The sequence below is a fragment of the Amycolatopsis albidoflavus genome, from assembly GCF_039525725.1.
Lineage (GTDB): Bacteria > Actinomycetota > Actinomycetes > Mycobacteriales > Pseudonocardiaceae > Amycolatopsis > Amycolatopsis albidoflava.
Genome location: NZ_BAAAHV010000023.1, coordinates 319,150 through 338,446, shown reverse-complemented (window position 1 = coordinate 338,446; position 19,297 = coordinate 319,150). Strand labels below are relative to the sequence as shown.

The 19,297-nt window shown below is 70.0% G+C and carries 21 protein-coding genes; 2 read left to right on the top strand and 19 right to left on the bottom strand.

Annotated elements, in window-relative coordinates; genetic code table 11:
• Nucleotides 1–142 precede the first annotated feature (142 nt).
• Entirely contained in the window at nt 143–619 is a 477-nt protein-coding gene (locus ABD156_RS38830; protein WP_377926240.1) for a murein hydrolase activator EnvC family protein, read from the top strand.
• A 554-nt stretch (nt 620–1,173) separates the two neighbouring features.
• Here the strand turns inward: ABD156_RS38830 and ABD156_RS38825 are convergent.
• From ABD156_RS38825 to ffh, 19 genes are all read right to left on the bottom strand, one after another.
• Nucleotides 1,174–2,022, bottom strand: a complete 849-nt coding sequence (locus ABD156_RS38825) for a FliA/WhiG family RNA polymerase sigma factor (RefSeq protein ID WP_377926111.1) — start codon at nt 2,020–2,022, stop codon at nt 1,174–1,176.
• 109 nt (nt 2,023–2,131) lie between these two features.
• Nucleotides 2,132–3,151 carry a tyrosine recombinase XerC gene (locus ABD156_RS38820; RefSeq protein ID WP_377926109.1) on the bottom strand — a complete coding sequence of 340 codons (1,020 nt, stop codon included), beginning with the start codon at nt 3,149–3,151 and terminating at the stop codon, nt 2,132–2,134.
• A gap of 51 nt (nt 3,152–3,202) precedes the next feature.
• Nucleotides 3,203–4,372: a DNA-processing protein DprA gene (gene dprA, locus ABD156_RS38815; RefSeq protein ID WP_344286014.1), complete on the bottom strand. Its 1,170-nt coding sequence runs from the start codon at nt 4,370–4,372 to the stop codon at nt 3,203–3,205.
• Entirely contained in the window at nt 4,369–4,584 is a 216-nt protein-coding gene (locus ABD156_RS38810; RefSeq protein ID WP_344286013.1) for a hypothetical protein, read from the bottom strand. The genes dprA and ABD156_RS38810 overlap by 4 nt, the downstream gene beginning before the upstream one ends.
• Nucleotides 4,585–5,011: 427 nt before the next feature.
• Nucleotides 5,012–6,523 (bottom strand): YifB family Mg chelatase-like AAA ATPase, encoded by a 1,512-nt coding sequence (locus ABD156_RS38805; RefSeq protein WP_344286012.1) that lies wholly within the window; start codon nt 6,521–6,523, stop codon nt 5,012–5,014.
• On the bottom strand, nt 6,523–6,903 hold the full coding sequence (locus ABD156_RS38800) for a YraN family protein (RefSeq protein ID WP_344286110.1): 381 nt from the start codon (nt 6,901–6,903) through the stop codon (nt 6,523–6,525). The genes ABD156_RS38805 and ABD156_RS38800 overlap by 1 nt, the downstream gene beginning before the upstream one ends.
• A gap of 242 nt (nt 6,904–7,145) precedes the next feature.
• A complete protein-coding gene (locus ABD156_RS38795; protein ID WP_003096226.1) occupies nt 7,146–7,469 on the bottom strand; it encodes a DUF2469 domain-containing protein in 324 nt (107 codons plus the stop codon).
• Entirely contained in the window at nt 7,466–8,254 is a 789-nt protein-coding gene (locus ABD156_RS38790; RefSeq protein ID WP_344286109.1) for a ribonuclease HII, read from the bottom strand. The genes ABD156_RS38795 and ABD156_RS38790 overlap by 4 nt, the downstream gene beginning before the upstream one ends.
• A gap of 92 nt (nt 8,255–8,346) precedes the next feature.
• Nucleotides 8,347–9,273, bottom strand: a complete 927-nt coding sequence (gene lepB, locus ABD156_RS38785; RefSeq protein ID WP_344286011.1) for a signal peptidase I — start codon at nt 9,271–9,273, stop codon at nt 8,347–8,349.
• 31 nt (nt 9,274–9,304) lie between these two features.
• The gene (gene rplS, locus ABD156_RS38780) at nt 9,305–9,673 is read right to left on the bottom strand and encodes a 50S ribosomal protein L19 (protein ID WP_067589193.1); all 369 of its coding nucleotides are present in this window, start codon (nt 9,671–9,673) and stop codon (nt 9,305–9,307) included.
• A gap of 195 nt (nt 9,674–9,868) precedes the next feature.
• Complete coding sequence (gene trmD, locus ABD156_RS38775; protein ID WP_344286010.1) at nt 9,869–10,615, bottom strand: tRNA (guanosine(37)-N1)-methyltransferase TrmD; 747 nt, start codon at nt 10,613–10,615, stop codon at nt 9,869–9,871.
• 4 nt (nt 10,616–10,619) lie between these two features.
• The gene (locus tag ABD156_RS38770) at nt 10,620–11,327 is read right to left on the bottom strand and encodes a hypothetical protein (protein ID WP_344286009.1); all 708 of its coding nucleotides are present in this window, start codon (nt 11,325–11,327) and stop codon (nt 10,620–10,622) included.
• 10 nt (nt 11,328–11,337) lie between these two features.
• Nucleotides 11,338–11,853: a ribosome maturation factor RimM gene (gene rimM / locus ABD156_RS38765; protein ID WP_344286008.1), complete on the bottom strand. Its 516-nt coding sequence runs from the start codon at nt 11,851–11,853 to the stop codon at nt 11,338–11,340.
• A 25-nt stretch (nt 11,854–11,878) separates the two neighbouring features.
• Nucleotides 11,879–12,118, bottom strand: coding sequence for an RNA-binding protein (locus ABD156_RS38760; protein WP_003103110.1), 240 nt, complete (start codon nt 12,116–12,118; stop codon nt 11,879–11,881).
• Complete coding sequence (gene rpsP, locus ABD156_RS38755; RefSeq protein WP_344286007.1) at nt 12,115–12,561, bottom strand: 30S ribosomal protein S16; 447 nt, start codon at nt 12,559–12,561, stop codon at nt 12,115–12,117. Before rpsP ends, ABD156_RS38760 begins: the two co-directional genes overlap by 4 nt.
• Before the next feature lie 190 nt (nt 12,562–12,751).
• Complete coding sequence (locus ABD156_RS38750; RefSeq protein WP_344286006.1) at nt 12,752–13,543, bottom strand: CPBP family intramembrane glutamic endopeptidase; 792 nt, start codon at nt 13,541–13,543, stop codon at nt 12,752–12,754.
• A 104-nt stretch (nt 13,544–13,647) separates the two neighbouring features.
• Nucleotides 13,648–14,370: a CPBP family intramembrane glutamic endopeptidase gene (locus tag ABD156_RS38745; protein WP_344286005.1), complete on the bottom strand. Its 723-nt coding sequence runs from the start codon at nt 14,368–14,370 to the stop codon at nt 13,648–13,650.
• A gap of 301 nt (nt 14,371–14,671) precedes the next feature.
• Nucleotides 14,672–15,736 carry an amidohydrolase family protein gene (locus ABD156_RS38740; RefSeq protein WP_425546125.1) on the bottom strand — a complete coding sequence of 355 codons (1,065 nt, stop codon included), beginning with the start codon at nt 15,734–15,736 and terminating at the stop codon, nt 14,672–14,674.
• A 5-nt stretch (nt 15,737–15,741) separates the two neighbouring features.
• Entirely contained in the window at nt 15,742–17,289 is a 1,548-nt protein-coding gene (gene ffh, locus ABD156_RS38735; RefSeq protein WP_344286003.1) for a signal recognition particle protein, read from the bottom strand.
• 209 nt (nt 17,290–17,498) lie between these two features.
• Here ffh and ABD156_RS38730 point away from each other — a divergent pair, with 209 nt between their 5' ends.
• Nucleotides 17,499–19,292: an ABC transporter ATP-binding protein gene (locus ABD156_RS38730; RefSeq protein WP_344286002.1), complete on the top strand. Its 1,794-nt coding sequence runs from the start codon at nt 17,499–17,501 to the stop codon at nt 19,290–19,292.
• The last annotated feature ends 5 nt before the right edge of the window (nt 19,293–19,297 follow it).

The window sequence follows — 19,297 nt, the reverse complement described above, 5'->3', positions numbered from 1 at the left end:
TTTCAGCTGGGGCCACCCACCGCTGCGCCTGGCTGGAGCCGTCAGCGAAGTCCCGCTGTTCGCCCCGCGCAGCCACCGAAACACCACCCGTACGTGGCTAATCGTGGCCACAGTCTTGACCTTGTCCACAGGCTCAGCAGCCCTGCTCAACAACCGAGCCGACGCCCAGCCCATTCAGCCCGCCCCAGAACAACCCGGCCGCCTGGCCTGGCCCCTGACGCCCCGCCCCCACGTCACCCGCAACTTCGAACCACCCGCGACCCCGTTCGGCCCAGGCCACCGAGGCGTAGACCTGGAAGCCGCAGCCGGACAACAAGTACTAGCCGCGGACAAGGGCGTAGTGGTGTTCGCCGGTCAGGTAGCAGGCCAGGGAGTAGTCGCCCTGGACCACGACGGCGGCCTGCACACGACGTACCTCCCCATCACCCCGACAGTCGCCCCCGGAGACCAGATCTACCGCGGCCAGCCCCTAGGAACCGCGACACCAGGCCACCCCGGCTGCCCAACAGCCGTCTGCCTGCACTGGGGTGCCCGCCGCGGCACGGAATACATCGACCCGCTCGCCTTGGTCGGCACTCCCAGCCAAGTCCGGCTCAAGCCATGGGCAGAAGGCCCGTGACACCACTTCGCCCCGCCCTCGCCCGGAATCGGCGCGACAGCAGAAATCCAGCGCCAGAAACGAGCTGATTCAACGCGCCAACCCTGGCGATTCGCAGCGAGCAGCTCCAGCCCGACTACCGCAAACCGCTCGTCGCGAGGGCTCACGAGTCCGCGTACTCGATCACCGCCCGACCCGAAGGAGGCCAACAGACCACTACGCCACCCGCTACCGCCCACCTCGACCGCGACAGGCGCCCTCGGAGGCAACCCACCGACCAAGTTTCCCGGCCTGGCAACCCATTCCGCCCACAAGGCGCGACCCGAAGGAGGCCAACAGCCCAAACCACCACCGCTACCGACCTCACTCGCCCGGCAGCAGGCACGTCGCGGCCACGGCACGGGGTGGCGCCGGCATGCCATGGCGGCATGGCAAACCTGACCACGGCACGGCGTGGCCACGGCAAACCATGGCGCAGGCAAGCCGTGGCGGCAGCAAGCCGGGCCAGAGGCAAACCGGGGCTGCCCAGCAGCCAGGCCGTTGCCGTCCGCCGCTCCGCGGCCAAGGGGCCGGGGTCAGCCGCTGGGCTGTTCCATCAGCTTGGCGCGCAGCCGCATCACCGCGCGGGTGTGGAGCTGGCTCACGCGGGACTCCGTGACGCCCAGGACCTTGCCGATTTCCGCCAGGGTCAGGCTTTCGAAGTAGTAGAGGCTGACCACGATCTTGTCCCGGTCGGTGAGCTGCGCGATGGCTTCCGCGAGCTGGCGGCGGTTGTCCTGGTCCACCAGGACGGCCACCGGGTCCACCGCGCCGTCGTCGGGGAGGGTGTCGACCAGCGAGCCGGCGTCTTTGCCCGCCGCGACGAGATCTTCCAGTGCCACCACGCTGGTCAGGCGGAGCTGGCCGTAGAAATCGCGCAGGTCGTCGAGGCTGATGCCCATTTCGCCGGCGAGTTCGGCGTCGGTCGGGGTTCGGTGCAGGCGGGCGCCGAGGCGTTCCAGGGCGCGGGCGGTTTCCTTCGCCTTGCTGCGCACCGCGCGCGGAACCCAGTCCTGGGACCGCAGGTCGTCCAGGATCGCGCCGCGGATGCGTTGCATCGCATACGTCTCGAAGCGCAGCCCGCGTTCCGGGTCGAACTTCTCGATCGCGTCGACCAATCCGAATATTCCAGACTGCACGAGGTCGCCGACGTCTACGTGCGTCGGCAGGCCGGTGCCGACCCGGCCCGCGACGTACTTCACCAGCGGCGCGTAGTGCAGCACCAGCCGGTCGCGCGACGTCTGGTCCGGTTTGTCGGCGAACTGCTGCCACAGCGCCTGGATCCCCGCGTCGACGTCCTGACCAGGACGACCGTCCCCGTTGACGGCGTCCTGCACGCCGGGACGATCCGTCCCGGCCTCCGTGACCTGCGACGTGGAAGTCATCGCACGATCGTTCTCGGCGTGCTGCTCAGTGTGGTCTCCGTGCTCGTGCGGATGCGCGTGCGCCGGCGGTCCGGCCCTGCCGTCCCCGGCCGAGCCACCGCCGGCCTCTTCAGGCCCGCGGGTGTGCTCGGTCATGGATCGCCTTCAGCCGATCGACGGTCACATGAGTGTAGAGCTGGGTCGTGGCCAGCGTAGCGTGACCAAGCAGTTCCTGAACGCTCCTGAGATCGGCACCTCCTTCGAGCAGATGCGTCGCGGCGGAATGCCTTAGGCCGTGCGGCCCCATGTCCGTTGCACCCGGCACCGCGGCCACCGCCTCGTGCACCACTCGGCGCGCCGCGCGCGGGTCCAGGCGCTTGCCGCGAACGCCCAGGAAAAGCGCCGGCCCCGGCGTTTCCCCAGCCAGCGCGGGCCGTCCGTCCTCCAGCCACGCGGTCAGCGCCTCCGCCGCCGGGACGCCGAACGGCACCGTCCGCTCCTTGTCTCCCTTGCCCACCACCGAAACCACGCGGCGGGAAAAGTCCACGCTGCCGACGTCCAGTCCGCACAGCTCCGACACCCGAATGCCGGTTGCGTACAACAACTCGACCAATGCGCGGTCACGCAGAGCGACCGGATCCCGTTCGGCTGCCCCTTTCGCGGAGGCGTCCATGAGCGCGTCGGCCTGTTCGGCGCGGAGCACGCCGGGCAGGGTCCGGTGCGCGCGCGGCGCGGCCAGCCGACCGCCCGGGTCCGACTTCAGCAATTCGGTGCGGTGCGCCCAAGCGGTGAACGTGCGCGCGGCCGCGGCGCGGCGCGCGAGGGTGGTGCGCCCGGCGCCGTCCGAGCGCTGCCCCGCGAGCCACGCGCGCAGCTGCGTGACGTCCAAGTCCTCAAAGCGCCGCGCGGGACGGTCTCCCTCCCCCACGGTCACGAACGCCAACAGCGAAACGACGTCGCCGACGTACGCGCGCACGGTGTGCGGCGACAGCCCACGCTCCAACGACAGATGCCGTTCGTAACCGGCCACCACCGACTCGGCTGACTCCGGCAATTCGGCGCGAAGAGCACGAAGATCGGGTCGTGGCGGGTGTTTCCGGTGTCCACCGGGACGCGGGACCGCGTCCTTGCGTGCACTCGCTGAGGGCATGCCGATTACGCTGCGCGAACCATCGCCATTGGTCAAGCATCGCCACGCCCATCATCGGTTGGCCGTTCGGACGATCTGCCGCCAGCCGGTGTCGCCGCGCACCGCGAAGCCGTCGATTTCAAGTTCCGGCAACAAGGCGCGAACTCGGGAAACCGGCACTCCGGCGCTTTCCGCGACCTCCTCCGGAGCCCGCCCGGCGCGCGGAAGCAGCGCGTCGTAAACCCGCGACGCCTCCGGGCCGAGATTGTCGGTAGGCCGTCGACTCGACTCGGCCGCGGGAGCCGTTGTGCCGAACCTGCCGACGGTTTCGAGCACCTCGTCGACCGAGGTGACCAACGTGGCCTTGCAGTCCCGGATCAGCGCATGGCACCCGGCCGAACTGCCCGAATGCACTGATCCCGGCAACGCCATCACGACCTTGCCGAGCGCGCCCGCGATGGTGGCGGTGTTGCGTGCGCCGCTGCGGATTCCGGCTTCCACAACGACTGTGCCGTCGGTGAGACCTGCGATAAGGCGGTTGCGCACCAGAAATCGATGGCGCGCGGGCGGTGTCTTCGGCGCGTACTCGCTGACGAGCGCGCCGCCGTCGGCGATGCGGTCCAACAGGGCGACGTTGCCTGCGGGATAGGAATAGTCGACTGCACATCCGAGCAGCGCGACCGTGACTCCGCCACCGCTGAGCGCACCGCGATGGGCGGCGGCGTCGATGCCCAGGGCTGCGCCGGAGAAGACCGGTACTTGTCGAGTTGCCAACGCGTGGCCGATCTCGAGCGCGTTGTGCACGCCGTAGTCCGTAGCCATCCGGGCGCCGACAACCGCCACTGCCCGGTCGGCAGCTTCGGCCAAGCTCGCGCTGCCACGGACCCACAGCCCGAGCGGCGCGGCTACGTGCTTCACGCCGTTTCCGGTCGCTACAGCTAGCGAGAGCAGTGGCCACGCTGGCCATTCGTGGTCTTCGGGAACCACGAGCCGGGCACCGGCTTTGGCTGCCGCCTCGAGATCTTGTTCCGCGATCGTGGATTCCCGCCGTGCGGCCGTTTCGCGGAGAACCTGCTCGGGACAGTCTCCGGCCTGGACCCGCTCGGCTGCCACGACCGGGCCGTGTTCGCCGACGAACTCCAGCAAGTGGGGTGCCGGCGGTTCGGCGACGCCGAGCAGATACGCGCGGGCGAGCCGTTCGGAATCGGTCGCCGCAGTCTGGTCCTCGACCGCGACGCTCACGCCGCACCTCTTCGGCAGCCAGGGTTCTCGGAGCGGACGACGGCGAGGTGGCGATGCAGCGCCAACCGTTCTCGCACCCGGACCGGGTCGTGCTCGGGGCGGACTTCCCTGCGCCGCACGGGGTGCAGATGCCGGACGATCTTGTGCTGTGGCGTCTTCGGCCTGCGGTGCCGGGCGCGCGGGGTGGCGGACGGGATGGCTCGGTTGGACATGGGTGGTTCCTTTCGTCGAAGGTTCGGACGGGCGGGTTTGCCTGTCCGGGGTGGGACATCCGGCCGGGCTACGGCGAGCGGGCGGCGGACCGGTCGGGAGCTGTCGCACGCGGCCCGGTCAGCGTCGATCGCCGACCCGGATCGAGCTGCGAGATGGCGTCCGGCCAGGGCCCGATCGCTATGCGCAGCAGGACGGACGGGTTTGACTATCCGAGGTGAGACATCCGGCCAGGCTTTGGCGAGCGGGCGGCGGACCGGTCGGGAGCTGTCACGCGCGGTCCGGTGAGCGTCGGCCGCCGGCCAGGATCGAGCGGCGAGATGCCATCCGGTCAGTGCCCGATCGCCATGCGCAGGAGCACGGGCGCTTGCCCGGGGGCCGAGCCTTTCGCGAGATCGGATCGTCGTGCGGGATGGCTTCCGACCTGGGCTAGCCGGCTTTGCGTTCTCGGAAGTCCAGGGCCGCGGTGACGTGGTCGGTGTCTGGTTGGGGCAGGGCGGCCAGGTCGGCCAGGGTCCAGGCGATGCGCAGGCATCTGTCGGCTCCTCTCGCGGTCAGGAGGCCTCGGTCCAGGGCTCGGTCCAGGACCGCGGTGGCGGGCGGGGGCAGGGCGAAATCTCGGCGCAGGACGGGGCCTGGCACCTCCGTGTTGGAGTGCCAGCCGTGTTCGTGCCAGCGGTGTTGTGCGCGGTCTCGGGCGGCCAGGACTCGGGCTCGGACTGTCGAGGACGGTTCGGGGGTGGCGGATTGGTGGGCGGAGATCGCGGTGAGCGGGCGCAGGCGGACGCGGAGGTCTACTCGGTCCAGGAGGGGGCCGGAAAGTCTGGAGAGGTAGCGGCGGCGGGTGGTTGCCGAGCAGGTGCAGTCGGTTTCTCTCGGCGGGGCGCAGGGGCAGGGGTTCGTGGCAAGGACCAGCTGGAACCGGGCGGGATAGCGGACGACGCCTTTGGCTCGGGCGATGCGGACTTCGCCTTCTTCCAGGACGGTGCGGAGCGAGTCGAGGCGTTGGTTGCCGAATTCGCAGGCCTCGTCCAGGAAAAGCACGCCTCGGTGGGCTCGGCTGATGGCGCCGGGGGCGGCCAGGCCGGTGCCGCCGCCGATGAGGGCGGGTGGGCTGATCGAGTGGTGCGGGGCGACGAAGGGCGGGACGGTGACGAGGGGCGAGGACTTGGACAGGGAGCCGTCTACTGAGTGGATGGCGGTTACTTCCAGGGACTCGCCCGGCGACAGATCCGGGAGCAGGCCGGGGAGGCGTCTGGCCAGCATGCTTTTGCCGACTCCGGGCGGGCCGGTGAGCAGGAGGTGGTGGCCGCCCGCTGCCGCGACTTCCAGTGCCCATCGGGCTTCCGGTTGGCCTACTACGTCGGCCAGATCGGGGATTGCCGCGGGGGCGGCGGCGACCGGGGCGGCGGGTGGTTGCAAGTCGCCTTCGTCTTTCAGCCAGGCGATGAGTTCGGCCAGGCGGGTTACGCCGGAGACTTCCAGGCCGTCTACCAGGGCCGCTTCTACCAGGGATTCCATCGGTACCACGGCGCGTTCGTGGCCGGCGGCTTTGGCTGCCAGAAGGCCGGGGAGGACGCCGCGTACGGGGCGGATTCTGCCGTCCAGGGCCAGTTCTCCCAGGAGGATGGTGTGCAGGAGTTTCCGGGCGGGGACGGCGCCGATCGCGGCGAGGACCGCGGCGGCGATGCCCAGGTCGTAGCCGGAGCCCATTTTGGGCAGGTTGGCGGGAGACAGGGCCAGCGTGATTTTGCCGTCTGGCCAGGACTGGCCGGAGTTGCGGACCGCGGAGCGGACTCGGTCTTTTGCCTCGCGCAGGCCGGCGTCGGGCAGGCCGACCAGCGTGACTCGGCTCAGGCCGCCGCCCAGGTCGGCTTCGATTTCCACTACTCGGCCTTCGATGCCCAGCAACGCGACGGACCAGGTTTTGGCGTGGGGCATCAGAAAGCTCCCGCCAAGTGGCGTACGACCGGCTCTTCGCCGTCCGGGGCGTAGACGGTCACCACGTCGTACCGGATGCGGCACCAGCCGACTCGGTGTTCCTTCAGCCAGCGCATGGCGGCTCGGTGGACCCGGTCAATCTTCTCCGGCGTCACCGACTCGGCGGGGGTGCCGTATTCGGTGCTGGAGCGGGTTTTGACCTCGCAGAAGATCACCCGGTCGCCTTCGGACAGGACCAGATCGAGCTCGCCTTCCCGGCAGTGCCAGTTCCGGCTGAGCAGGACCATGCCGGCGGCCTGCAGGTGCCGGGCGGCGAGGTCCTCGCCCCAGCGGCCGAACGTCCGGCGCCACTGCGCGCCGGGGTGCGGGCCGTCGTTCATGGTGTCCCCCTCGGACAGCGTGAGCACCGTCGGTCACGGTGCGTGTGCTTTCACCATCGCAACGTGACCGGAAGCCGCGCCAGGGGGATTTCCCTCGGCTGTGGATAACCGGGGGGTTGTGGATCAAAGCCGGTCCGAGAGCCCGAAGCCAGAGCGAATTGTCGGGGCGGTGTGCAGGGGGGCGGAGACGACGAAGGCCACCCGGGCGGTGCCGGGTGGCCTCGTGGCGAAGCGAGCGGGGGTCAGCCCGAGAACGGGCCGTCCTCGGGGAGCCGCAGGTCGGGTTTGTCGAGTTCCTCGACGTTGACGTCCTTGAAGGTGATGACCCGGACGTGCTTCACGAACCGGGCGGGGCGGTACATGTCCCACACCCAGGCGTCCGACATGCGCACCTCGAAGTACACCTCGCCGCCGCCGTCGCGCACCTGCACGTCCACTGCGTTGGCCAGGTAGAACCGCCGCTCGGTCTCCACCACGTACGAGAACTGGCCCACTATGTCGCGGTACTCGCGGTACAGCGAGAGCTCCATCTCGGTCTCGTACTTCTCGAGATCCTCTGCGCTCATGAAATCCGCGCCCCTCCTCGCGTTCGTCCTGCTCCGGCGGCGGAGCGTTCATTCTTACCCACCGAGCGGCCCGGGGCACGGACCGGCCCGCCCGCTTTTTCCAGGGCATTCTCCAGTGCAGCGTAGGTGAGCACGACCGGATGCGGGGCAGTGAGTCCGTGCGCGAGGGCAACGGTGGCGACATTCGTGTAGGACCAGCGGTGCACCGGGCTCGGGCCGTGCTCACTCAGCGCAGCCAGATGGTCCGAGGTGCTGTAGCCCTTGTGCACGTCGAAGCCGTACGCCGGCAACTCTTCGTGCAGGCCGGCCATGATCCGGTCCCTCGTCACCTTCGCCAGAACCGACGCCGCCGCGATGCTCGCGACGCTGCGGTCTCCCTTGATCACCGCGACATTCGGCGCGGGGATGCCGGGAATCGGGAAGCCGTCGGTGAGGACGTACCCGGGATGGGTGCGCAGGCCGGCGACGGCGCGGCGCATGCCTTCCAGGTTCATCACCCGGATGCCGAGCAGGTCCACCTGCTCGGAGGGGATGACGATCACCGAGTAGTCGAGAGCGCGCTGCAGGACCCGGTCGTACACCCGGTCCCGGGCCTTCGCGGTGAGCATCTTCGAATCGGTCAGCTCGGGCAGTCGCGCGCCGTCGCCAGGACGGAGCACGCAGGAAGCCACCACGAGCGGGCCCGCGCAGGCTCCGGCGCCAGCCTCGTCGACACCGGCGACCGGGCCGAGGCCGCGTCGTTCGAGAGCGCCTTGCAGACCCCAGAACAGCTCGCCGCGCACCACAGCGCGCGGCGGACGCAGCGGTTCCGCCGGAGTGCGGGGAGGAGGGAGAGTCACCGAAGCACCACCCGGAAGTCGCGGACGGAGCGCACCGCTTACCGTCTCCGGCCGGCCGCCTTGCGGAGGCCTGCCTTCAACCGGCGTCCGACGAAGAGCGTCGGCACCGCGGTGGCGAAGCCGATGCCGAGCGGCAGCCCTTGCTGCCACGCGGTCGCGCCGAGCGCGACCGGCTGGGCGTTCTGCTGCGGATTGTGGTCCGAGATGCCGCCCCAGCGGCTCGGCGGCAGCACGATGACGCGGGCCTTGCCGATGACGTCATCCACGGGAACAGCACCGTTGGGCCCGCCGCCGCCTTGGTAGCGCGAATCGGCGGAGTCGTTGCGGTTGTCGCCCATCACCCAGAGCGCGCCCTGCGGGACCTTCACCGGGGCGAACGACTCCTGCACGCGGTGGTGGTCGTCTGCCCAGTGGATGTAGGGCTCGTCGAGGGCCTTGCCGTCGACGATCACCCGGTTGCGGTCGTCGCAGCACTGGACGGTCTGGCCGCCGGTGGCGATGACGCGCTTGACGAAGTCCCGCTCGTCCGGCGGCGCGAAGCCGACCAGCGAACCGAGGCCGCGCAGCGCGCGCACGACGATGTTGCTCGACTCCTGCGGCGCGATCTCGTTCTCGGTCCACGCGGGCGGGCCCTTGAACACGATCACATCCCCCGGGGAGGGGTCGGTGAAGTCGTAGGTGACGCGGTCGACCAGGATCCGGTCGCCGGTGCAGCCGGGGCAGCCGTGCAGCGTGGCCTCCATCGATCCCGAGGGGATCATGTAGACCTTCGCCAGGAACGCCTGGATCACGATCGTGAGCACCAGGGCGATCACGATCAGGATCGGCAGTTCCTTCCAGAACGACCGCTTTTTCGAGGACTTGCCTCGCCGGTGCGACCCCCGACGCCCGCCGGACCGTTCCTGGTCCTCCTCCGGGCGTTCGGGGCCGTCCTCATCGGCGTTCCGCGACACAGGTTCGACCACGTCGCCAGGCTACCGGTAACCGACTCGCCACTCAGCGGGCAGAGGTGGTCTCGCGGTTCTCGCGGCGCTCCTTGATCTTGGCCTTCTTGCCGCGCAGCTCGCGCAGGTAGTACAGCTTCGCCCGGCGCACGTCGCCGCGCTTGAAGACCTCGATCTCGGCCACGTTCGGCGAGTGCACCGGGAAGGTGCGCTCGACGCCGACGCCGAACGAGACCTTGCGGACGGTGAAGGTCTCCCGGACGCCGCCGCCGTGCCGGCGGATCACGACGCCCTGGAAGACCTGGTTGCGCTCGCGGTTGCCCTCGATGACGCGGACGTGCACCTTGAGCGTGTCGCCGGGGCGGAAGGCCGGGATGTCGGAACGCAGTGACTGCGCGTCCAGCGCGTCCAGGGTGTTCATCGGTGGTCCGTCCTCGTATTCGTGTGGCTTACGTACAGCTTGAGCGCGCAGTGGAGTTCACTGCGACTAGCCCGGGGCTGATGGCATTCACGGCTGGCATCGCGTCTTTACATCTGCTCTGGGCACATGTAAAGCACCACGCGTCACGCCAACCAATCCATTATGGCAGAGGCCCCCGGAGACCTCGCACGGGGCCTATCCGGGCTGGTCGCCCAGCCCGTCGAGCACCTGCCGGTCCCGCTTGTCCAGGCTGCCCTCGGGCAGCTGGGCGAGCAGATCCGGCCGCCGCAGCGCGGTGCGTTCGAGCGCCTGGTCGCGCCGCCAGCGGTCGATGAGCGCGTGGTTGCCCGAGCGCAGCACGTCCGGCACCGCCAGGTCGCGCCACACCTCCGGGCGGGTGTAGCTGGGGCCTTCGAGCAGGCCGTCGGAGAACGAGTCCTCGGCCGCCGAGCGCGCGTTGCCGAGCACGCCCGGCAGCAGCCGGACCACGGCCTCGACGATCACCAGCACCGCGGCCTCGCCGCCGACCAGCACGTAGTCGCCGATCGAGACCTCGTCGACCGGCATCCGGCGGGCCGCGTCGTCCACCACCCGCTGGTCGATGCCCTCGTAGCGGCCGCAGGCGAACACCAGGTGCTTTTCCTCGGCGTAGGCGTGCGCCAGCTCCTGGGTGAATGGCTTGCCCGCCGGGGTCGGGACCACGAGCCGGGTCCCTTCGCCGCACACGTCGTCCAGGGCCGGGCCCCAGATCTGCGGCTTCATGACCATGCCGGGACCGCCGCCGTACGGGGCGTCGTCGACCGCGCGGTGGACGTCGTGGGTCCAGTCGCGCAGGTCGTGCACGCCGACCTCGATGAGGCCGCGGTCGATCGCCCGGCCCAGCAGCGCGGCGCGCAGCGGGTCCAGGTACTCGGGGAAAATGGTGACGACGTCGATGCGCAAGCGGTTACCAGTTCCAGTACTCGGTGGCCTCGGCGTGCCACGGGCTCGGGACGTCCTGGTCGATCGCGAAGGCCATGCCGAGCCCCTGCGCGATCTTGATGCTGCGGTGCAGGGTCTGGCGGATCGGCGACCCGGCGGGCAGCCCGTTGTCGTCCGACCACGTCTCGGTCTGCGTGACGCAGGTGCGCGCCCCGAAGCGGGCGTTCGAGCACTGAGCGGGCGCGCCCCAGGTCTGCAGATGTTCGAAGTGGACGACCTTGCCCGAGCTCTGCTCGGTGATCGTGCCGCGCGCGACGAGCCGGTAATCGGTGGACGGCACGGTCCAGCGCACGTAGTGCTGGCGGCCGCCGTCGGACGGGATCGGCGTGCACGTGGCGCCGTCGCACGCCGACTCTTCGGTGACCCGCTGCGAGTAGTACGTGCCGTTGCCGTCCCAGCCGTCGAGCAGCACCCAGTCGCCTGAGCGGACGAAGTGCTCAGCGGTCGCCGGCGGCCACGTGACCGGGTCGCCCCAGGTGATCTGCGATTCGGTGGCCGACTGCGGCGACCACGCCCACTGGAACGCCTTCTCCCCCGGCGGGGCGTACTGGCCGGCGCTGCGCTGGAACATCAGCGAAAAGTCGCCGTACACCGGCGAAGCGGCCTGCGCGGGCGGCGCGGCGAAAGCGGTGGCCAGAACGGCTGCGAAAACAGCCTTCGTCCAGAACTTCACGAACTCCCCCTCAGTCAGCGTCGAGGAGGCCTTCGGGCGGATCGAGCACGACCCGGCCCCCCGCGACATCCACCACCGGAACGATGGCGCGGACGAAAGGTACCAACACCGAGCGCCCGTCGTGATCGAGTTCGAGCAGTTCGCCGGCCGGAGAATGGACCACCTCGACGACCTTGCCGACGACTGTCCCGTCGGCCAGTTCGGCGCTCAGGCCAGCCAGCTCGTGGTCGTAGAACTCGTCCGGGTCGCCGGTGGGCGGCAGGGTGTCGGTGTCCGCCAGGAGCAGGGCCCCGCGCAGGGTTTCCGCGACATCGCGGGTGAGCACCTGCTCGAAACGCACCAGCAGCCGCCCGCTGTGTTCGCGGGCGGCTGCGATGGTGAGTTCTCTCGTGCTGCCGTCGCGCAGCTTCGTCGTGACGACCGCACCGATCGCGAACCGCTGCTGCGGCGAATCGGTGCGCACGTCGACCGCGAGCTCGCCGCGGATGCCGTGCGCCTTCGCGATACGGCCGACTACGACGTCCATACCTGACCGTTTCCGAGGATCCGGGTCAGCGATCGGTGTCGACGACGTCCACACGGACGCCGCGGCCGCCGATGCCGCCCATCACGGTGCGCAGAGCGGTCGCGGTGCGCCCGCCCCGGCCGATCACCTTGCCGAGATCGTCGGGGTGGACGTGCACCTCGAGCGTGCGGCCACGACGCGTGGTCAGCAGCTCGACCCGGACCTCGTCCGGGTTGTCGACGATCCCGCGCACCAGGTGCTCGAGGGAGTCGGCGAGGAAGCTCACTCGGACTTCTCGCCCTCAGCCGCTTCGCCGGCCTCGGCCTTGTCGGCCTTCTTCGGGGCCGACTTCTTCTTCGGCGTGGTGGCCTCGGTGGAGGGCTCCTCGCCCGCCGCGGCCAGCGCCGCGTTGAACAGGTCCTGCTTGGACGGCTTCGGCTCGGCCACCTTCAGGGTGCCCTCGGCGCCCGGCAGGCCCTTGAACTTCTGCCAGTCGCCGGTGATCTCGAGGATGCGCTGGACCGGCTCGGTCGGCTGCGCGCCGACGCCCAGCCAGTACTGCGCCCGCTCGGTGTCGACCTCGATGAAGCTCGGCTCTTCCTTCGGGTGGTACTTGCCGATCGTCTCGATGGCCTTGCCGTCCCGGCGGGTGCGCGCGTCGGCGATGATGATGCGGTAGTACGGCGCACGGATCTTGCCGAGGCGCTGCAGCTTGATCTTGACGGCCACGGGTGTGGGTACTCCTCAGTGCTGTGTGGTGCAGGGCGCGCGCGGAACCCGTGGGGACAGGCTCGCGGCGCCCGGAGGTCAGGAGCTTCCACACGGCGAGAGGGTCCGGCGGAAGCGGGCAAGCGAACATTCTGCCAGATGCCCGTCGCCGAGCCCGCACAAGGCCCCGGTTACGCGTGCGCGACCAGCGTCAGAACGACGCGAGCCCGAGCGCGCCCAGCAGGATCGCGACCGCGGGCAGGAAGTTGTTGACCGCGTGCGCGACGATGCTGCCGGCCAGCCTTCCGGTGGACAGCCGGGCCAGCCCGATCGGGATCGAGATCACCAGCAGCAGCGTGGTGCGCAGCGGTTCCAGGTGGCTGGCCGCGAAAACGGCGGTGGACAGCAGGAACGCGGCGAAGCGCCCCCACCGCTCGCTGCGCCACTGCAGCCGCTCCACCGCGCCCCAGAGCAGGCCGCGGTAGATGATCTCCTCGCAGATCGGCCCGAGCAGCCACAGGTAGCCGAACATCACCGCGGCGGCGGGCACGGACATCTTGCGGTCGTCGACCAGCGCGCTGATCGCCGAGGTCGCGTCCGCCGAGCCGACCAACTCGGTCCACACGTAGGCGCTCAGCGAGGTGAGCACGAGGCCGAGCATGCCGAATTTGAGCCCGGTCCAGACGTCCGCCCAGCGCCATTCGAGCCGCAGGTCGAGCTTCGGGCCGTTGCCGCGGACGACGGTGACCAGCACCGCGACGCCGGCGGCGATCATGGTGGGCAGCATCGTGCCGAGCAGCACCGTGCTGATCGGCAGCGGCCTGCCCGGGGCCGTCGGCCCGGCGAGCGCGCCGATGAACGCGGCCGAGGCCAGCAGAACGGCCTCGACCAGCAGGAACGCCCCGAATCCCCAGCGATGCGCCGGGAACGCGGTCGGTTCGGCCACGAAGTCCTCCGGGGAGAGCGCACTGGAGAGGGGTTCACGGGGCTGTGATGTGGTCACGCCCGCCTCCCCGTGCTCGCTCTGCTCACCGGTCGAGCCTAGCGGCCGAAATGGTTTCGCACAGTACTCGACCGGTCACCGGTTCACTCCAGGTCCGCCCGCGCTCAGTGCCCGGTGAAGAGCAGGACGGCGGGCGGCAGGTTGTTGGCCGCGTGCGCGAGCACGCTCGCCGAGGTCCGGCCGGAGTAATGCCGCGCCAGCCCGAGGACGAGGCCCTGGCCGAACAGCGCGATCGTGCGCGTGGTCTCGCCGTGCAGCAGCGCGAACACCAGCGAGGTGAGCACAAGCACCACCCACGGCGGGATCTTGTAGTGCGCCAGTGCGTTCCAGAGCGCCCCGCGCAGCAGCAGCTCCTCGGTGAGCGGGACGGCGATCACCAGCACGAGCGCGGTGGTGACGAGCCAGACCGGGCTGCCGCCGGACACGTCGGGCAGGTCGGTGAGCGGGCTGTCGGACACCTCGTCGCCGCCGAAGACGGCGATTTCGGCGGCGTTCAGCACGAAGCCGACGACGAGCGCGAGCAGGCCGCAGGCGAGGCCGATGCGGAGGTCGCGGCCGCGCGTGCGGAGCCCGAAGTCGCGTTCGAGGCCGGAGCCGTAGCGCAGGGAGGCGATCGCCGGGCCGAGGCCGAGGACCAGGTTCGGCAGGAAGGCCAGCAGCAGCAACGGTCCCGCGTACGCCTCGACCGGGTCGTCGTCGCCGACGTGGCGGTTGAATGCGGCGGCGGTGAGGAGGGTGACGAGGTAGTAGCCGGCGACTCCGAAGAAGAACGCGGCAAAGGCCCAATGGGCGCCCAGAATTCGCTTTCCCCCACCGTCTTCGGCCACGGGTTCACGCTATGTGCCTGTGCTGTGGCGCATCGAGGCGGGGTCGCGTCGCACTCGCTCGTAGCCGTTGCTCGCTGCTCGTTGCTCGCGTCCGTGAGGGGAACCCTGAGGGACTCTGATTCCCGCAGGGTTCCCTTCACGGACTTCAACCGCGCTGGACCTCGGCATCGCGTGCCGGGTCTGTCGGGAGGGAAGAGAACCCGCGCGCTGCGGGGAAAACCCCAATGTGGCATTGGGTGCGTGCGACGCACCGAACGCCACATTGGGTGCGTCTGACGCACCCAATGTGGCATTGGGGCGATCAGTGGAAGACCGTGCCGCCCAAGACGATGTGGGTCGGGTGGTGCAGTGCGGCGAGATCCTCGCGCGGGTCGTCGGCGTAGACGATCAGGTCCGCCGGGGCGCCGTGCTCGATGCCGGGGTGGCCGAGCCATTCGCGCGCTTCCCAGGACGCGCTCGCGAGCGCCTGCGTACGCGACATTCCCGCGCGGTGGAGCGCTTCGACCTCGTCGGCGATACGGCCGTGGTCGACCATGCCGCCCGCGTCCGTGCCCGCGAAGACGCGTACGCCCGCTTCAACCGCCGAGGACACCATCTCGCCGACGCCTGCGTGCAGCGCGCGCATGTGGGCCGCGTACGTCGGGTACTTGCCTGCCTTGTCCGCGATGCCGGGGAAGTTCTCGATGTTGATGAGCGTGGGCACCAACGCGACGTCGCGGCGCGCGAGTTCGGCTAGCTGGTCTGGCGACAGCGCGGTGCCGTGTTCCAGACAGTCGATGCCCGCGCCGATCAGGCCTGGCAACGCAGCTTCGCCGAACACGTGCGCGGTGACGCGTGCGCCGAGGTCGTGGGCGATGCGGATGGCTTCGGCGAGCACGTCGTCCGGCCACAGCGGCGCGAGGTCGCCTTCGCCGCGGTCGATCCAGTCGCCGACGAGCTTGACCCAGCCGTCGCCGTCGCGGGCCTGTTCGGCGACCGCTTCGGGCAGCAGCGCCGGGTCGTCCAGCTCGATCGCGAACCCGGGGATGTACCGCTTGGGCAGCGCCAGATGCCGTCCGCAGCGGATGATCGTGGGCAGGTCGGCGCGCGATTGCAGCGGCCGGACGTCGAGCGGCAGGCCGCAGTCGCGGATTAGCAGGGTGCCCGCGTCGCGGTCGGTCGCGGCTTGCTCCGCCGCTTCCTCCACCGACAGCCCGCCGCTCGGGCCGAGGCCCGGGTGGCAATGCGCGTCGACGAGCCCGGGGACCACGAATCCGCCGGCGGACAGCGTTTCCGCGCCGGGAACCGGCTCGAACGACAGCTTTCCGTCCTGGATCCAGAGGTCACGCGGTTCGCCGTCGGGCAGGACGGTGCCGGAAAGGCGCAGCGGGCTCAATTGTTCTTCGGGTCCTTCGGCAGCTTGAACTTGGACGGGTCGAAGCCGGGCACGTCGTTCATGCCGCCGAGCTGGGACAGGTCCGGCATCCCGCCGGGCATGCCGCCGCCGGGGGGAAGCATCGGCATGCCGCCGGGCATCCCGCCGCGCATCTTCGGCTGCGTGGGGCCGCGCCCCTTGCCCTTCTTCCCCTTCTTGCCCTTGCGGTTCTTGCTTCCGCCGCCTCCGCCGCCGCCGAAGCCGAACCGGCCGGCCATCTGCGCCATCATCTTGCGCGCCTCGAAGAAGCGGTTGACCAGGTCGTTGACCTCGCGGACGGTCACGCCGGAGCCGTTCGCGATGCGCAGCCTGCGCGAGCCGTTGATGATCTTCGGGTCGGCGCGCTCGGCGGGCGTCATGCCGCGGATGATCGCCTGCAACCGGTCGAGCTGCTTGTCGTCGACCGACGCGAGCTGGTCTTTCATCTGGCCCGCGCCGGGCAGCATGCCGAGCAGGTTGCCGATCGGGCCCATCTTGCGCACGGCGAGCATCTGCTCGAGGAAGTCCTCCAGCGTGAGCTGCCCGCTGGTGAGCTTCTGCGCGGCCTGTTCGGCCTGCTCCTGGTCGAAGTGCTGTTCGGCCTGCTCGATCAGGGTCAGCACGTCGCCCATGCCCAGGATGCGCGAGGCCATCCGGTCCGGGTGGAACGTGTCGAAGTCCTCGAGCTTCTCGCCGTTGGACGCGAAGAGGATCGGCTGGCCGGTGACCTCGCGCACGGACAGCGCGGCACCACCGCGGGCGTCGCCGTCGAGCTTCGTGAGCACCACGCCGGTGAAGCCGACGCCGTCGCGGAACGCCTCGGCGGTGGTGACCGCGTCCTGACCGATCATCGCGTCGACCACGAACAGGACTTCGTCCGGCTGCACGGCCTCGCGGATATCCGCGGCCTGCTTCATCAGCTCTTCGTCGACACCCAGCCGGCCCGCGGTGTCGACCACGACGATGTCGTACTGCGCGTGCTTGGCCTCTTCGATCGCGCGGCGGGCGACGTCGACCGGGTCGCCGACGCCGTTGCCCGGCTCCGGCGCGAACGTGGTGACGCCCGCGCGCTCGCCGACGATCTGCAGCTGGTTGACCGCGTTCGGCCGCTGGAGGTCGCAGGCGACCAGCATCGGCGCGTGGCCCTGCTTCTTCAGCCACATCGCCAGCTTGCCCGCCAGCGTCGTCTTACCAGCACCCTGGAGACCAGCGAGCATGATCACCGACGGCGGGTTCTTCGCCAGGTTCAGCCGCCGCGTCTCGCCGCCGAGGATGCCGACGAGCTCCTCGTTGACGATCTTGACGACCTGCTGCGCCGGGTTCAGCGCCTGGGAGACCTCGGCGCCCTTCGCCCGGTCCTTGATCTTCGCGATGAACGCCTTGACCACCGGGAGCGCGACGTCCGCTTCCAGCAGCGCGATGCGGATCTCGCGCGCGGTCGCGTCGATGTCGGCGTCGGACAGCCTGCCCTTGCGCGAGAGCGACTGCAGGGCCGAGGTGAGCCGATCGGAGAGGGTGTCGAACACGGGGGTGCACGCTCCAGCTGGGTCGAAAGTTCGCGTGCCGGGCGGTGCTCGGCACCCCCGGCATCTTCCGAGGGTAGCCGCCCCGGCCGCCCGGCCTTCACGGGTACGGGAAGGGTACTACGCGTGCGCGTATTAACCGACGACGTGGCAACAGCTCAACCATGCGAAAAACGCTCGCACCGGCTCGGAAATTAAGTAAACATAGGCGTATGACATCAGCTACTGCCCGGCGTCCGACGCTCGCCGAACCGGCAGGAGACGAGGAAGAACAGGCGCCGTTCCGCCGCATCGCCGGCCTGTTCCGGCCGCACCGGCGGGCGCTGGCCGGGCTGTGCGTGCTGCTGGTCGTGCAGGCCGGGCTGGGCGTCGCCTCGCCGTTCCTGCTGCGGGAGATGCTGGACACCGCGCTGCCGCACCGCGACGCCCTGCTGGTGAGCCTGCTGGCGACGGGGATGATCGCCGCCGCGCTCGGGTCCGCGGCGCTGAGCGTGCGGACCACCGGGCTGTCCAACACCATCGGCCAGCGGGTGATGAACGAGCTGCGGGTGTCCGTGTACAGCCATCTGCAGCGGATGTCGCTGGGCTTCTACACCCGGACCAAGACCGGCGAGGTGCTGTCGCGGGTCTTCAACGACATCGGCGGCGTGGACAACGTCGTGACCGGGACCGCCGCGTCGATCGTGCAGAACGGCACCACGGCGCTGGCGATCGCGGTGGCGATTCTGGTCATGGACTGGCAGCTGGCGCTGTTGTCGCTGGTCGTCGTGCCGTTGTTCCTGCTGTTCACGCTGCGGCTCGGCGGCAAGCAGCGGAAGCTCGCCCGCGGCCGGACCCGGCGGATGGCCCGGCTGACCACGATCGTCGAGGAATCACTGTCGGTCACCGGCGTGCTGCTGGCGAAGACGATGGGCAACGCGAAGCTGATGCGCGACCGGTTCGCCGAGGAATCGCGCGAGGTCGCGGCGCTGGAGCGCAATGCCGCGCTGGCCGGACGGTGGCAGCGGGCGGCGCGGTCGATGAGCCTGACGATCGTCCCGGCGCTGGTCTACTGGGCTGCCGGGCTGGAGCTCGCGGGTGGTGCGGCACCGATCTCGCTGGGCACTGTCGTCGCGTTCACCAGCATGTTGAACCGGCTGCTCGCGCCTGCGACGGCGATGCAGACCGTGGGACAGAACGTCGCGTCGGCGAAGGCGTTGTTCGGGCGGATCTTCGAGGTGCTCGATCTGCCGGTGGAGATCGGCGACCGGCCGGGCGCGCGTGAGCTGGTCCTTCGCGGCGGAGCGGTTTCGATGCGCGGGGTGTCGTTCCGCTACGACGACGAGGGTCCGTGGACATTGCGCGACATCGATCTCGACGTGCCTGCGGGGACCACGACGGCGTTGGTCGGGTCGACGGGTTCCGGGAAGACGACGCTCGCCTATCTGGTCGCTCGGTTGTACGAGGTGACCGAGGGAAAGGTGTGCGTGGACGGGACGGATGTGCGGGACGTGACGCTCGCGTCGCTGGCCGCTGGGGTCGGGCTGGTTTCGCAGGAGACGTATCTGTTCCACGCGTCGGTGCGGGAGAACCTGCGGTTCGCGAAGCCGGACGCGACCGACGAGGAGCTGGAGACCGCGGCGAAGGCCGCGCACATTCACGACACGCTGGCCGCGCTGCCGGAGGGGTACGACACCGTTGTCGGGGAACGCGGGTACCGGTTTTCCGGCGGGGAGAAGCAGCGGATGGCGATCGCGCGGATTCTCTTGCGCAATCCGCCCGTGCTGATCCTGGACGAGGCGACGAGTTCGCTGGACAACCGCACGGAGCGGGCGGTGCAGGCGGAACTGGACCGGCTCGCCGCCGGGCGCACGACGATCGCCATCGCGCATCGGCTGTCCACTGTGGAGCATGCGGACCAGATCGCGGTTCTGGACGCGGGGAGGATCGTCGAACGGGGGACGCACGCGGAACTGCTGGCGGCGGACGGGAGGTATGCCGCGTTGGTGCGAGGGGAAACCGCCTAATCTGG